Source organism: Gelidimonas denitrificans (assembly GCF_055694065.1).
This window is the reverse complement of record NZ_CM146350.1, coordinates 2117435-2132513: the sequence shown is the minus strand read 5'-3', so window position 1 is coordinate 2132513 and position 15079 is coordinate 2117435. Positions and strand designations below refer to the sequence as shown.

Below are 15079 nucleotides of genomic sequence, written 5' to 3'. Positions count from 1 at the left end.
CAAACTTCATAAGGGTGGTCTCAAGTACATTATTTTTTCTCCCGATTGGTCAAGGAGCAGGTTAATACCCGACCTGTTTGGTCGATCAGTCGGTTGCTGCTGCATTAATAATCCTTCCTGATAGGGCGCTCTTTTTGCGCTTTCCTGTTCGGAGTACGCATGGCGGAAGAAAGTGATCTCGAAAAAACTGAACCTGGATCTCCCAGGCGCCTGGAAAAGGCACGAGAAGAAGGCGAGGTTGCGCGGTCACGTGAATTAACCACATTTGTTTTATTGGCAACTGGAATTGGCGGCCTGTGGTTGACCGCTGGGACGATGAATCAGCATATCGGCCGCGCATTGCAACGCGGTTTGCAATTTGAGCGAGCCTCTGCATTCGATCCGTCGCATATGATGGTACAAGCCGGTAATGTAGTCGTGGAAGCTTTACAGGCGCTCTTACCTTTGTTTGGCATGATGGCGCTGGCAGCACTGGTGGCACCCCTAATGCTCGGTGGCTGGCTGTTTTCAACACAATCGCTGGCACCAAAATTTTCCAAATTGAATCCAATAGCAGGAATTGGTCGGCTGTTTTCAGCACAATCTCTGGCCGAATTGATCAAAGCGATCACCAAATCGTTGCTGGTAGGCGGTGTTGCATATTGGGTTATTTCTGCCAATGTTACATCGATCATGTCGCTGATGACGGAACCGGTGCATAGCGCCTTGCCGCATACGATGCGGCTTGTGGCCAACTGCTGTGTGCTAATCATTGCTTCGTTGTTGCTAGTGGCGGCACTTGATGTTCCCTATCAACTGTGGAGTTATTACCGAAAACTGCGCATGTCACGTGAGGATCTGCGGCAAGAACATAAGGAAAGCGAAGGTGATCCGCAAATTAAGGCCCAGATCCGCCGCCAGCAACAGCAGATGGCGCGACGACGCATGATGACAGAGGTAGCCAATGCCGATATCGTTGTCACCAATCCAACCCACTTTGCCGTGGCGCTCAAGTATCACGACAAGGAAATGCGCGCACCACGCGTGGTTGCCAAGGGCGCCGATTTACTTGCCTTGCGCATTCGTGCCATAGGTGAAGAGAACAATGTACCGATTCTTGAGGCGCCACCGTTGACGCGGGCGCTGTATCGGCATACCAAGCTCGGTGACGAAATTCCTGCTGCTTTGTATGCTGCAGTGGCTGAAGTGCTGGCTTGGGTCTATCAATTGCAACGCTGGCACAGTGAAGGTGGGATTGCGCCAAGTGAGCCGGGCCACTTGTCGGTTCCGGAATCACTCGATCCGGCATGGAGTAAGGCATGAAGCCGCTGAATACGTTGTTACGTTTGCCCGCCCAGTTTCTTGCCGGTAAGCAGATCAAGGGGCTGGCCGGGCCGTTGTTGATCGTCATGATCCTTGGCATGATGATCTTGCCATTGCCACCGTTCTTGCTTGACTTGCTGTTTACATTCAATATTGCACTCTCGGTGATGGTACTGCTGGTCAGCATGTATACGATGAAGGCATTGGATTTTGCCGCTTTTCCGGCGGTATTGCTATTTTCCACCCTGCTGCGACTTTCTCTGAATGTCGCCTCCACCCGTGTCGTGCTGCTGGAAGGGCATACCGGGCCTGACGCCGCTGGCAAGGTGATTGAGGCTTTCGGACATTTTTTAGTCGGGGGTAATTTTGCCGTCGGTATCGTGGTGTTTACCATTTTGGTAGTGATCAATTTTATGGTCATCACAAAGGGTGCCGGCCGCATTGCCGAGGTTGGTGCGCGTTTTACCTTGGATGCAATGCCGGGCAAACAAATGGCTATTGACGCTGATTTGAATGCCGGTTTAATTGCAGAGGATGTCGCGCGTAAACGGCGAGCTGAGGTGGCACAGGAAGCCGACTTTTATGGTTCGATGGACGGTGCCAGTAAATTCGTGCGTGGTGATGCCGTAGCTGGTTTGCTGATCATGATTGTTAATGTCGTCGGTGGCTTGATTGTCGGAGTTGCGCAGCACGATATGGGGCTGGCGGCCGCGGCCAAGACATATACCTTACTGGCTATCGGCGATGGCCTGGTGGCCCAAATTCCGGCGCTGGTGATTTCGACCGCTGCCGGTGTCATCGTGTCACGCGTGACTACAGATGAAGATGTCGGGCAGCAATTAATGGGGCAGTTGTTTTCCAATCCCCAGGTTCTATTTCTGACTGCCGGCATCATCGGTTTGATGGGGCTGGTGCCGGGTATGCCGCATGTGTCATTCCTGATTATTACCGGTGGGCTGATATGGCTCGGCCGGCGTCAGATGCAGCGGACTGTCCATGCCGCAGATGCCGCCAAATCTCCGCCGCCTGTTGTTGTTTCTCCCGAACCTGCAGAAGCAACATGGGACGATGTTACCTTGGTTGATCCGCTCGGACTGGAAGTCGGTTATAGATTGATCTCGCTGGTAGATCGGGCACAGAATGGCGAGCTGCTAGGACGCATCAAGAGTATTCGTAAAAAGTTTGCGCAAGATATTGGTTTCCTGGTACCGGTGGTACACATTCGCGACAATCTGGAGCTGAAACCGAATACCTACGTGATCACGATGAAAGGGGTTGAGATCGGTCATGGCGAGGCTTGGCCTGGCCAATGGATGGCAATCAATCCAGGGCAGGTGGGGGGATCATTGCCCGGCACGCAGACCAAGGATCCGGCCTTCGGTTTGCCGGCCATATGGATTGACAGTAATTTACGCGAACAGGCGCAGATTTATGGGTATACGGTAGTTGATGCCAGTACGGTGGTGGCTACGCATCTGAATCATCTTATCCATGCACATGCGGCTGAATTGTTGGGACGTCAGGAAGTACAGCAATTGCTTGATCGGATTAGCAAGGAATCGCCGAAGCTGACCGAAGACCTTGTTCCCAAGTTGCTGTCGCTGACTACTTTGCAGAAAGTATTGCAAAACCTGCTCGAAGAAAACGTGCCGATTCGCGATATGCGCACTGTCCTTGACGTGCTGGCCGAACATGCGCTGAACGTTTCTGATGCTAACGAGTTGACGTCGTTGACACGTCTGGCGCTGGGGCGAGCGATCACGCAACAACTGTTCCCGGGCAATAGCGAATTACAGGTCATTGGACTCGATGGCTCGCTAGACCGTATGCTGTTGCAGGCACTCACCAATAGCAGCGGCCTGGAGCCAGGTCTGGCCGATAGCCTGTTACTGCAGACTCAGGCCGCGATAGCACGCCAGGAACAGATGGGATTAGCCCCCGTACTGGTAGTGCAGCATCCGCTGCGTGTGTTGCTGGCGCGATTTTTACGCCGCAGTCTGCCGCAACTCAAGGTGCTTTCGCATGCTGAAATACCAGATACACGCACCATCAAAGTAACCGCCACCATTGGAGGTAAAGGTTGAACACTAGTACCAATGTCAATACGAAGGCTAGTAAAGTAGTTGCCCCATCGAGCCGCGAAGCATTACGATTGATTCGCGAAAAATTAGGGCCAGATGCAATTATTTTATCCAATCGTGTGACCGCCGCCGGTGTCGAAATTGTGGCAATAGCTGAGGATGCAGCTGCGCAGATATCGGTTTCTGCCTTGCCTGTCGCGTTACCGGTTGATGCGCCAATAATGAGTAGCATCGCCACACCGCAACCTACGGAGGCCACGCGGCCGCGGCCTGCCGACAGCGTACTTAGCGAACTCCATTCGATGCGCGGCATGATAGAAGAGCAATTGGCCGGCTTGGTCTGGAACGAGAAGCAACGACGCGACCCGGTACGCAGCCATTTGTTGCGAGCCTTGCTGGGCGCCGGCTTCAGCGCGCGGCTGGCGAAAGCCATGCTGGACCATCTTCCCACAGGACAGAGCTACACGACCGGAATGGCATGGGTCAAATCCGAACTGGCCCGCAATTTGCCTATGCTGGAAAACGAAGATGCACTGATGGATGGCGGGGGTGTTTATGCGCTGATGGGACCGACCGGCGTCGGCAAAACCACCACCACCGCTAAGCTGGCAGCTCGTTGCGTGATGCGTTTCGGACCGGAAAAACTAGCGCTGGTGACTACTGACAGCTATCGGATAGGTGCTTATGAACAATTGCGCATTTACGGCCAGATTCTGGGCGTATCGGTGCATGCGGTCAAAGATGCTGTCGATTTGCAGATGGTGCTGAATGATTTGCGTGACAAGCATATGGTGCTGATTGATACGGTCGGCATGAGTCAGCGCGACCGTACCGTCTCGGACCAGATAGCAATGCTGTGCGGTGCTGGCCGTCCGGTCAAGCGTTTGCTGCTGCTCAATGCATCCAGTCATGGTGACACGCTCAATGAAGTGGTGCATGCATATCGCTATGGCATTCATGGGGCTGGCGGCAACGATCTGGCTGGCTGCATTTTCACCAAGGTCGATGAGGCAACCCATCCAGGTACGCTACTCGATACCGTGATTCGACATCGGCTGCCAGTGCATTATGTTTCAAGTGGCCAGAAAGTACCCGAGAATTTGATGCTTGCCGACCGTCGATCGCTGGTCGACAGCGTGTTTCAGGCCGGCAGCCGAAGTGCACTGTTTATACCTGGCGAGGCTGATCTGGGCGAGCAACCAGCACTGTTGAACAACGATGCCGCAACGGCTGCAGTTCAGGCAGCCTCGCAAGCGCTCACTGAGCGATTGCGGGTGCAGTGCCAGCAATTGATTCGCGCTCTGACGCATGATGCGCAGGAATTGAATGTCAATGCGGCCGCTCTGGCCGCCGGCTATATCGGCTTTGATGGAACCCAGGCGTTATGGCGAAATTTGACCAACGATACGGTGACTCCGCAAGCAGTGGCGCAGACCTTGCGAGCGCTGGCATGCGCCGAGGTCAATGCCGGTTGCGATGCGTACGTGCTAGCGCTAGGCGGCAAGGTCAAGCTCAGTGCAGAAAGCGGGGATACGTATGCATTGCATGGCAGCTTGTTGCTGTCGGATCGTAGTGGTATGCCGCTGGCTGCACCTAATCAGTTACTGGCCACGGCGGCGCCGTCAATTGTGAAGAACGGCGCTCATAAGCCATCAATGGCTGAAATGCGGCAACTCGACTGGTTGCAGCGACAGGATTTCGGCAAGCCGATGATACATTTTCTGGAAAGCATGCCGACACCCACCCAGATACACGACTGGCAAACTGGTGGCGTCCAGTGGCTCGCGCGCGGCCGCGCCGGTACTGGTGTGTTTGACGTTGTGAAAAATGTTGGCAGCACGCTGGCAAAACTGGCCGACACGCTCAGTTTCAGTGCTGCGCAGCCGGTGATTTATAAAGGAAAAGCAGCACTGCAAACTGTGGCAGAAGCATCGGTCAGCTTACGTACCAGCGTAAAAAACATGGCGGCTAACAGCACTGGCCCAGTTCCTATGTTGCGTTGCGTTATAACGCGTATTGTCGAGCAACGCAGCGGAAAGCCGCTGACACAATGGTATTTGCTTGGCAATATCGGGATGCAGGTGCCGGCGCCGCAGATCGTGCAGTGGCATCACTGGCGGGCAGCGGTCGAGCCGTATTTTAAATTACTGAAACAAGGTATTAATCAGCTCGGCGGCTGTAGCCAGCCGGGCGATGTCAACATGCAGAAACGCTTGCTGATTGCAGGTCAGGCTAGTGCCACTGTATGGCGATTGCAGCATGCACAGGGCAACTGGGCCGAACCGGCACGCACGCTGTTGACGCAATTGACCGGCCATCCACTACGTCCGGGGCGAGCAGTATCGGGAGCGGTTTTATTTGAGGGATTGTGCAAACTTTATGTACTGCTGGATGCACTGGATACCGATGGTTCGGCAATACCACCACAAGCGCCGGACCTACCGACGATGCAGGATTGAGGAGACTGAATTGAGCAAGGTAGTCAGCGATCAGGCAGATGGCTTGCGGCGCCTGATGGCGCACAGCCCGGCTCGGCTTATCGCGGTGGTCGGCAGCAGCCCTGCGGCGGGTGCTACCAGCGTTGCGCTCAATCTGGCAGCGGCACTGGTGCAGCAGGGCAAAGATGTGCTGCTGCTTGATGAGCAGACAGGATCACAGTCGGTCAGTGCGATCTGGAAGATTGCGGCAGCCGGCACTTGGTCAGATGTTGTAACGCAGCGCATGCGGCTAGAAGCGGCACTCGGATTTGCTGCCTGTGGCGTTCAGGTATTGTCGGCAGAGCCTGCCGCGAGCGTAGCAACCGAAAATGTGCATGCGATGTTTCAGGGGCGGCTGGTATTGATCGATGCTGCGCTCGATAGTGAAGGCGCGTTGTCGCCTCTGGCCAGTCAGGCTGATGAAGTACTGGTGGTGCTGCAGCCGCAGCCGGCATCAATCACTGCAGCCTATGTCTGTATTAAACGACTGCACTATGCACACGCGCTACAGCAATTGCGGATACTGATCAACCGTGCCGCCAGTACTGTCGAGGCACAACGCATACTGACTAATCTGTCCAACACCGGCAGCCGTTATCTGGCGCTGGCTTTGGAACCGGTTGGTTGTGTGATGGCCGATCCGCGCTTGCCGCATGCGCAGAAAATGAACCTGAGCGTAGTGGAAGCTTTTCAGACCAGCCCGGCTGCCATCGATTTTCGCCGGATTGCTGCCGAATTACTGCAATGGCCATCGCGTTCATCGGCAGGCCGACTGCCGTCACCAACCCCGTGTATTGCTGGCAAACATCCATCGAATCGGTTGCTGGAGCCGAATTAATACAGCTGCGAAAGCTTGATCATCCCGGTCAATAAAGAGGGAAGAGGAATCAACACAATGTATACAGCGCAGGGAAAAATCGACAAGTCCGGCATGTTGGCGCAATACGCGCCGCTGGTCCGGCGTCTGGCCTTGCAATTGATTGCCAAATTGCCGGCCAGCGTCCAACTTGATGACATGATCCAAGCTGGCATGCTGGGCTTGCTGGATGCCACCAACCGTTATCAAGAAAGCCAGGGTGCGCAATTTGCAACCTATGCGAGTCATCGGATTCGAGGTGCCATGCTGGATGAATTGCGCGCCAACGACTGGCTGTCGCGCAGCACGCGACAATCCTCGCGCGGCGCAGCAGTGGCAGTGCAATCACTTGAGCAAAAGCTGGGGCGCGCACCAACAGAGGGCGAAATCGCACAGGAACTGCAGATGCCGCTGGAAGAGTATCAACACCTGCTGCAAGAGATACACGGTTGTCAGTTGGTGTATTACGAAGACTTCGAAGGCAGCAGTGAAAATACTTTTCTGGATCAACAATCCAGCGGTCACACAGGTAAGCAAAATGGGCCTCTGGACCAGTTGCTTGAACAAGGTTTGCGGCATAGAGTAATAGAGGCAATTGACGCAATGCCGGAGCGCGAACGCTTATTGCTCAGCCTGTATTACGAGCAGGAACTGAATCTGCGGGAGATCGGCGTAATACTCGAAGTCAGTCAATCGCGGGTATGCCAGTTACACAGTCAGGCCATCACTCGTCTACGTGCGCGCTTGCACGAGGCAGGTTGAGAAAATTGGTGCGGGCAACAAGAACAGGGCTTACGGCTGCTGGCCGTTGTGGTGCGGCGTTTATCAGTCTTGTATTGTGTTGTTTCTCTGCCAGCGCTGCCGAGACAGCGCCGCAGGCCCTCGGTTTGCGTGGATACTCAGCCAGTATTTCAAACGTAGCCGTAGCGCCACCGATGGCAGGTAGCGCCAGAATTACCGGCTCTTGGGTTAATTCGACGACCGGGCCGGCGATTTTTCATCGTGGCGTGATTTATCAAGTGGCACAGATCGCCCCGATAGGCAGCGTGGTCAAGCCAGCGTCGCTAGTGCGTCGGGTCAACTGGCGTTATTCGTTTCTGACCCCGATGCCGCATGGCCTGCAGGCCTATCTGTGTAACTACGTCAGATGCTTCGCACTAAGCGGTGCCACCGGCACCACCACTGCCTTTGACGGCGATAGCGCGTATTCCAATTTTTCGTTTGCTTTTGTAATTAATGGCAAAGGGGGGCTGTCACCGGCGTTGCAGGGGCAATTGAACTATGTGGTGGTAAATTACGAATAGACAGGATGAACGATGCGTATGTCTTGCCTGATCGACTGCAAATATTTGCAGCACAAGGCGCGACGCTATTGGTATATTTCGCTGGATACTAGATTATTTAAGGAGTATGACTAAAAATAGCTAAATTTACGCTCAATTTTATTGAGCGCAAATAAATACATAGCATAGTATATGTGAACTTAACAGTCGAACTTCAGCCTGCAGCAATGCTATTTCCATTGCCAAGTCCAACTTTATGCTGGCCATCCGGTCCATATAGCGATTGCCCGCTTGCACGCAGAAAATTGATCGACTGTCGAGTGTAATCGAGGTGGGTGTGAATCAGTACGCCGTTGCGATGATTGCGATCGCGAGCTTGCTCCGCGCATTTCAGTAATTCCTGCCATGCATGCTGCACAGGGCCGCCACAGGCGAGCGCAACGGCATTGGCGCCGTCATGAGTGGCCGGGTAGCCAAGCGCGATTTGCTGCCGTTCACGTTCCTGGTCGAGCAGCGTGAGATGATCGGCGAGTTGCGCCTTGTGTTCGGTCAGAGCAGGCAATTTGGCGAAGCTGCCATGAACCAATGCATCTGCTTCCTGATCCAGCAATTCGACAAACGAATCAATTACCCCGCGTTCCTCGATGAGATGAGATAGTAGCTGGGTATTCATGAAGCCTGTTTACCCAGCAGGTCTCGTACTGTGTTAAGCAGACCGTCGGCAATTTTGCCGGTATTAACCTGATAGCGCCCTTCACTGATAGCTTGGCGAATTTCGGCAACGCGAGCCGCATCGAAATCTGCGTTGCTCGGTTGCATTAATTGGGTCTGTAATTGACGCGCCTGGGCAGCCAGCGAATTCAGACTGCCAGCAGACGGAGCCGTGCTGGAAGTAGTGCCGGTCGTTGTCGCCGGTGCGTGTGCCGTGCCATCTTTGGCGGCAGCCACACCAGTCGTGCTGGACACTCTATTGGGCAAATTAGTGATTTGATCGATTTTCAAGATGTTTCCTTAGAGAGATCTAGTCGACATAACGGCAGTTTGCAATGAAACTTTAGGTGTGTCCAAAAAATCCAGCCGCTCGAGGTTGTTAATTTAAGAGCTCGACTGAACCGTCTTCGCGTGCGATACCATTTACCAATCGACCATTCTGTGTCCTTACCTGCACCATGTCGCCAACTGCCGCATTTGTCATCGCCCGCCCGCCGGTGCTGGCAACAAATCCTGCGCCTTGCGTCACCACCCTGACATTTTGTCCGGATTGTACTACGATCGCGCCGCGCAGCAATTCCTGCCTTATTGGAGCGCCGGAGGCGATCCGATTGACTGCAATCACACCATCAAGTTGCGATGAATTGGTTATCAAGTTGCGTGGCAATCTGGTTAAATCACCTTCGCGCAGCGTGAAGTCGGTTATTGCCAGGGTTTCACCAGCACTGATCGGACGTGTAGCAACATAGTAATTCGCCACCACGGCGATATAAGCTGGAACGTAACGCGTCCACGGCCGCTCGGCGTTGCAGCGTACTCCGACCGATGCACGGCCCCACAGGCGTGCGCCATTCGGCAGAAATGGCTCAGCTGCCTCGCAAGCTGGCAACGCGCCAGACATTGGCGTGTCAAGAGTGATATTGACTTTGCCCGGCAGGCCTGCCGTCTGGCGCAGTAAAAAATGTTCGATTACTGGCCGCAGGTTGCCTGATAGTGGCGTTGGTTGCGACTTTGCGGCGTAAGCGTGCATTGTTGGCGCGCTCAACGCCATGAGTAATGCCATTGCAGTGCCTCTGCACCAGGATTTTCGTACAGGCATCTTCATGGATTGCACTTTGAAAAAAACATCAGTGGAGTCAAACATGTAAGTACGGTAATGCATCTGTACAGATCCGTTCTACATGATGCCAATTCTAAACAATCCGACAGGGCAGGCAACAAGGGAACTGCGTTGCAATGTGCGCGTTATTCCTGCGATTGCACAACCAGTCATACAGAATGAAGCAAATCTGGCTTGAGAAACTGAAAATGCTTATTGAATTTTTGAAAGAAACGGCAAAAAAACAAGGTGCAGGCAGCGATAATCGATTTATGGTACTCAGTTTATATGGAGTCATTATTATTTCCATTATGAAACTTCAGGCAAGAACGGAATTACACCTGAAACTCCCGCTTGTTCATGCGATTGCTAGTTGTTACGGCTGCCTATAATCGTTTTATCAAAAGGTCTCAGACAACTGAGCAAGGTTACTTCACATTGGTGGTCAAATATGATTGACAAGCTTGATGCGGCACTTCGCTTCAATCAGGAAGCGCTAAACCTGCGGGCCCGGCGGCAGGAAGTATTGTCGTCCAATATCGCCCATGCGGACACCCCGAACTATAAAGCACGCGATTTCGATTTCAGCAGCACTCTGACCCAGGCGGTGGAGCGCGGTCGGCAGTCGCAATCGGTGTCGCTGGCCACAACCTCGTCGCGTCACTTGCCAGGCGAAGCTACTGTCACGAATGGTGCTGGTGCCGAACTTTTATATCGCGTCCCAACCCAATCCAGCATCGACGGCAACACCGTCGAAATGGACGCCGAGCGTATTAATTTTGCCGACAACGCAGTGCGTTACGAGTCCAGCCTGACGGTGCTCAGCGCACGAATCAAGTCGATGCTGTCAGCGGTACAACAATAGCGATCAAGGATTAGCGTATGCCGCCTTTCAATACTTCGCAAAATATTTTCGACATTGCCGGTTCCGCGATGAGTGCGCAATCGCAGCGTATGAACGTCACTGCCAGTAATTTGGCTAATGCCGACAGTGTCACCGGCCCCGATGGCCAGCCGTATCGTGCCCGCCAAGTAGTGTTCGCCATGGCGCCATCGGATCAACAGGCAATCGGCGGCGTACGGGTGGCCGGGATAGTCGAGGATCAGTCGCCGATGCGCATGGTCTATGACCCGAAAAATCCGTTGGCCAACCCAGGTGGTTACGTCACCATGCCGAATGTCAATGTGGTCGAAGAAATGGTCAACATGATTTCCGCCTCGCGGTCTTACCAGGCTAACGTTGAGGTGCTCAATACCGCCAAGACCTTGATGCTGAAAACCCTGACAATTGGTCAATAACAATTATTATTCAGCTCGCTAAGTGAAGACTGTTTACTCCCTCTCCCACTTGTGGGAGAGGGAGCGGTTCATAGCAGGTTGAATAGTTCCAATAACATATTTTGCAATAGCGGTCGGCGTTTTATCTCAGGAGAAATACATCATGGCAGTTTCGGGAATCGGTTCGAACACAGACGCTGCAGCGGCGCTGGCGTCAGCTTCCACATCAAGTGCTGACACCGAGCAGCGTTTCCTCAAACTGCTGGTGACGCAATTGAACAACCAGGATCCGCTCAATCCTCTTGATAATGCCGAGCTGACCTCGCAACTGGCGCAGATGAGCACTGTCAGCGGCATCGAAAAACTGAACACGACATTGCAGTCGCTGGTTGCCCAGAGCAGCTCCAGCCAGGCTTTGCAGGCAGCTTCCCTGATCAATCGTACGGTGCTGGTGCCGGGCAGTCAGGTTGCTCTTGTGGAAGGCGCAACGACACCGTTCGGCATCGATCTGCAAGGTGGGGCCGATTCGGTCAAAGCCACTGTCGTTGACGCTGGCGGCAATGTCGTGCGTACCTTCGACTTGGGCGCACAGGCTGAGGGTATCAAGGCGATGGCGTGGGATGGCAAGAACGATGCCGGCGCGCAGCTCGCCGATGGCGCATACACAATTAATATCAGCGCGACTGCTGGCGGCAAAGCAGTTGCCGCGAATGCGTTGATTTTGTCCGATGTCATCAGTGTGGCGCAGAGCAGCATCGGCGGGGTCACTCTGAATTTGGCCAATGGCGGCACAGCCAGCCTGAGTAGCGTCAAACAGATTTTGTAAATTCGTCATATCTATTAAAAAATTAATCAAAGTCGATTCAAATTGATTCAAGAATAAGGGGAATACCATGGGTTTTGCGCAAGGGGTAAGTGGACTGAATTCATCTGCGGCCAATCTCGATGTGATCGGCAATAATATTGCCAACTCGGGCACGATCGGTTTCAAGTCTGGCAGCGTACAGTTTTCCGATGTATTTGCCGGCTCGCGGGTCGGTCTCGGTACCCAGGTCGCCGGTGTAGCGCAGAATTTCACGCAAGGTGCCGTGCAAAGCAGCACCCGGGTGCTGGATGTGGCCATCACCAATGGTGACGGTTTTTTTCGCTTGGCCAGTCCCGGCGGCGAAATAGCGTATTCACGCAACGGTCAGTTCAATGTGGATAAGGATGGTTTCCTGGTCAACGGGTCCGGCTTGCGGTTGACGGGCTATCAGGTGGGTGCCAATGGTGCCGTCTCCGGCGGTGCTCCGACCGCATTGCAATTGCCGACCGATGCAATGGCGCCGAAGGCGACCACCACCATCGCAGCGCAGTTCAATCTCGATTCGCGCCTCACGGCACCAGCTGGTACGTTCGACGCTGCCGATTCGAATACCTACAATTATGCGAATTCGGTCACGGTTTACGACTCGCTGGGCAACTCACATGACTTGACGACGTTTTTCGTCAAGACCGATTCCAACGAATGGGATGTGTACGCTACCGCGGACGGCCAGCCGCTGGCCACCGGCGGTGCCTTTGCTCCTGCGCCTCCGGCTGTGGGCAGCAATGGTACGCAGATTGCCGCCGGAGTGACGTTCGACGGCAACGGTGTAATGACGGCGCCGCCGGTGCCGGCTAACGGCAAGCTGATTTTTGCCGGCCTCGACTTTTCGAACGGTTCAGGAGTAATGGCGTTCGACATGAACATCACCGGCACCACCCAGTTCGGCAACGACAATAATGTCAACAAGCTGACCCAGGACGGTTTCACTTCCGGTGTGCTCACTTCCTATGCGATCAATCAGGACGGCACCGTAACCGGTAAGTATTCGAACGAACAGACCAACACGTTGGGTCAAATCGTGCTGTCTTCGTTTATCAACCCGAACGGCTTGCAAGCGAAAGGCGATAGCGTCTGGGCTGAAACTTCGGCCTCCGGTGCGCCGCTGACCGGCACCCCTGGTAGCGGCACCAAGCTCGGGGCGCTGACCTCGGGTGCGCTGGAGTCGTCGAACATCGACCTGACTTCCGAGCTGGTCAATCTGATCATTGCGCAGCGCACCTATCAAGCAAATGCACAGACTGTCAAGACCCAGGATCAGGTCATGCAAACGCTGATTAACATGCGCTGATGACGACGTCATCAGTTAATCCGGCCGTCAAGGCAACGATCAGGGAGAGCATATGGATCGGATGATTTACATCGCCATGAGTGGCGCCAAGCAAGCGATGGAGCAACAGGCGTCGGTGGCGAACAATATGGCGAATGTTGCGACAGCCGGTTTCCGGGCCCAGATCAACAACTATCGTGCAGTACCGGTGGTTGGCGCAGAAGCCGCCACGCGTGCTTTTGTGGTGGCGTCGACTCCCGGTGCCGACATGACAGCCGGCCCGATCACCGAGACCGGTCGCGCTCTCGATGTGGCAATCAAGGGGGATGGCTGGCTGGCAGTGCAAGCGTCCGACGGCAACGAGGCATATACCCGCGTGGGCAACTTGCAAATCGGTCCAGATGGTCAGTTGCTGACGATGGATACGCGTCCTGTGGTGGGCGAGGCCGGGGCGCTGGTGGTGCCGCCGGGTTCAATTGTGATGATTTCCAAGGACGGCCTGGTGACTGCGCGCGGTGCCGGCGATCCGGTCACGGGTGCTGCGGAAGTGGGCCGGCTCAAGCTGGTCAATCCGGCTGCAGTCGACATGGTGCGCGGCGATGACGGTCTGTTCCGGATGCAGCAGGGCGCAACAGCGCCGCCAGCCGATCGGGCCGTGACGCTGATGACCGGTGCTCTGGAAGGCAGCAATGTCAATCCGGTCGAGGCCATGGTCGACATGATCGCCAATGCGCGCCGTTTTGAAATGCAGATGAAAGCGGTACAGACTGCCGACACCAATGAGCAGTCGGCGAATAAATTGCTCAGCATGAATTAAGTAGGGCGGGTGCAACTCGCCCTACTGGTGACTATAGTATATTTAGCTTACGCAATGAATATATGCGGAAAATGCCATGAAAATGATGATACCCCTTACTTTCATGAAAATTACCGGAGTGCGAGGCCGGTTCGTGTTTTTCGTGTCTTTCGTGGAAAAATGCATAACGCCCGCGAGTAATTGCCACAGCACCAACCGATTAATTTTGAATTAATTTAGATGCGGCCACGGCCGCCTTGCAGGAGTATTTTCATGATCCGTTCCCTCTCGATTGCCAAAACCGGTCTCGATGCGCAACAAACCCAGCTCGACGTTATTTCCAATAATCTGGCCAACGTCGGCACCACCGGCTTCAAGCGCAGCCGGGCCGTGTTTGAGGATCTGATGTACCAGAATATGCGTCAGGTCGGCGGCCAGACTTCCGACCAAACCCGCTTGCCCTCCGGGCTGCAAATCGGCACCGGTGTGCGCATTGTCGCCACTGAGCGGATTCATACCCAGGGCACTCCGACCAAAACCGATAACTCCAAGGACGTTGCGATCAATGGCGACGGTTTCTTTCAAGTCATGATGCCGGACGGCACCATCTCGTACACGCGCGACGGCTCGTTTCAAACTGACGCGAACGGTCAATTAGTCACAGCCAGCGGTTTTCCGGTACAGCCAGCGATCACGCTGCCGGAAGGCACCCTCAGCATGACGATTGGGCGCGACGGTACCGTCTCAGTCACGCAAGCCGGCAACCCTGCCAACGTACAGGTTGGTCAATTGCAACTGGCGACTTTTCTGAATTCGACCGGGCTGCAAAGCAGTGGTGAAAATTTATATGTGGAGACAGATTCTTCTGGTGGGCCAAATCAGACTGCTCCGGGCCAGAACGGCGCCGGTCTTCTCAGCCAAGGCTACGTTGAAGCATCGAATGTCAACGTGGTGGAGGAGTTGGTGAACATGATTCAAGCCCAGCGCTCGTATGAAATCAATAGCAAGGCAGTTAAGACCTCCGACGAGATGCTCGCGCGCCTGGCGCAGTTGTAATGAGG

The 15079-nt window shown here is 54.4% G+C and carries 16 protein-coding genes; 13 read left to right on the top strand and 3 right to left on the bottom strand.

The genetic code is table 11. The features are described 5' to 3' along the window. The first annotated feature begins 159 nt into the window (after positions 1-159). The 6 genes from flhB (at position 160) to FKCLFG_RS09930 (ending at position 8020) form a co-directional block, all read left to right on the top strand. Complete coding sequence (gene flhB / locus FKCLFG_RS09955) at positions 160-1302, top strand: flagellar biosynthesis protein FlhB (RefSeq protein WP_472612940.1); 1143 nt, start codon at positions 160-162, stop codon at positions 1300-1302. Beyond that, positions 1299-3386 (top strand): flagellar biosynthesis protein FlhA, encoded by a 2088-nt coding sequence (gene flhA / locus FKCLFG_RS09950; protein ID WP_472612939.1) that lies wholly within the window; start codon positions 1299-1301, stop codon positions 3384-3386. Before flhB ends, flhA begins: the two co-directional genes overlap by 4 nt. Then, positions 3383-5842 carry a flagellar biosynthesis protein FlhF gene (gene flhF, locus FKCLFG_RS09945; protein ID WP_472612938.1) on the top strand — a complete coding sequence of 820 codons (2460 nt, stop codon included), beginning with the start codon at positions 3383-3385 and terminating at the stop codon, positions 5840-5842. The genes flhA and flhF overlap by 4 nt, the downstream gene beginning before the upstream one ends. A 10-nt stretch (positions 5843-5852) precedes the next feature. Continuing rightward, positions 5853-6698 (top strand): MinD/ParA family ATP-binding protein, encoded by an 846-nt coding sequence (locus tag FKCLFG_RS09940; protein WP_472612937.1) that lies wholly within the window; start codon positions 5853-5855, stop codon positions 6696-6698. A gap of 57 nt (positions 6699-6755) precedes the next feature. Continuing rightward, positions 6756-7478 carry an RNA polymerase sigma factor FliA gene (locus FKCLFG_RS09935; RefSeq protein ID WP_472612936.1) on the top strand — a complete coding sequence of 241 codons (723 nt, stop codon included), beginning with the start codon at positions 6756-6758 and terminating at the stop codon, positions 7476-7478. 74 nt (positions 7479-7552) lie between these two features. Continuing rightward, positions 7553-8020, top strand: coding sequence for a flagellar protein FlhE (locus FKCLFG_RS09930; RefSeq protein WP_472612935.1), 468 nt, complete (start codon positions 7553-7555; stop codon positions 8018-8020). A 193-nt stretch (positions 8021-8213) separates the two neighbouring features. Here FKCLFG_RS09930 and FKCLFG_RS09925 read toward each other — a convergent pair whose 3' ends face one another. The 3 genes from FKCLFG_RS09925 to flgA form a co-directional block, all read right to left on the bottom strand. After that, positions 8214-8672 carry a flagella synthesis protein FlgN gene (locus FKCLFG_RS09925; RefSeq protein ID WP_472612934.1) on the bottom strand — a complete coding sequence of 153 codons (459 nt, stop codon included), beginning with the start codon at positions 8670-8672 and terminating at the stop codon, positions 8214-8216. Then, positions 8669-9001 (bottom strand): flagellar biosynthesis anti-sigma factor FlgM, encoded by a 333-nt coding sequence (gene flgM / locus FKCLFG_RS09920; protein ID WP_472612933.1) that lies wholly within the window; start codon positions 8999-9001, stop codon positions 8669-8671. The genes FKCLFG_RS09925 and flgM overlap by 4 nt, the downstream gene beginning before the upstream one ends. Positions 9002-9089: 88 nt before the next feature. After that, the gene (gene flgA, locus FKCLFG_RS09915) at positions 9090-9773 is read right to left on the bottom strand and encodes a flagellar basal body P-ring formation chaperone FlgA (protein ID WP_472612932.1); all 684 of its coding nucleotides are present in this window, start codon (positions 9771-9773) and stop codon (positions 9090-9092) included. 215 nt (positions 9774-9988) lie between these two features. Here flgA and FKCLFG_RS09910 point away from each other — a divergent pair, with 215 nt between their 5' ends. The 7 genes from FKCLFG_RS09910 to flgG all read left to right on the top strand — a co-directional run bounded on the left by FKCLFG_RS09910 (position 9989) and on the right by flgG (position 15074). Further along, a complete protein-coding gene (locus FKCLFG_RS09910) occupies positions 9989-10201 on the top strand; it encodes a hypothetical protein (RefSeq protein WP_472612931.1) in 213 nt (70 codons plus the stop codon). Between the two features lie 59 nt (positions 10202-10260). Further along, on the top strand, positions 10261-10674 hold the full coding sequence (flgB, locus tag FKCLFG_RS09905) for a flagellar basal body rod protein FlgB (protein WP_472612930.1): 414 nt from the start codon (positions 10261-10263) through the stop codon (positions 10672-10674). Between the two features lie 17 nt (positions 10675-10691). After that, a complete protein-coding gene (gene flgC, locus FKCLFG_RS09900) occupies positions 10692-11108 on the top strand; it encodes a flagellar basal body rod protein FlgC (protein WP_472612929.1) in 417 nt (138 codons plus the stop codon). Between the two features lie 142 nt (positions 11109-11250). Then, a complete protein-coding gene (gene flgD, locus FKCLFG_RS09895; protein ID WP_472612928.1) occupies positions 11251-11913 on the top strand; it encodes a flagellar hook assembly protein FlgD in 663 nt (220 codons plus the stop codon). 67 nt (positions 11914-11980) lie between these two features. After that, complete coding sequence (gene flgE, locus FKCLFG_RS09890; protein ID WP_472612927.1) at positions 11981-13243, top strand: flagellar hook protein FlgE; 1263 nt, start codon at positions 11981-11983, stop codon at positions 13241-13243. A 52-nt stretch (positions 13244-13295) separates the two neighbouring features. After that, a complete protein-coding gene (locus tag FKCLFG_RS09885; protein WP_472612926.1) occupies positions 13296-14039 on the top strand; it encodes a flagellar basal body rod protein FlgF in 744 nt (247 codons plus the stop codon). A gap of 252 nt (positions 14040-14291) precedes the next feature. Beyond that, complete coding sequence (gene flgG, locus FKCLFG_RS09880) at positions 14292-15074, top strand: flagellar basal-body rod protein FlgG (RefSeq protein WP_472612925.1); 783 nt, start codon at positions 14292-14294, stop codon at positions 15072-15074. The last annotated feature ends 5 nt before the right edge of the window (positions 15075-15079 follow it).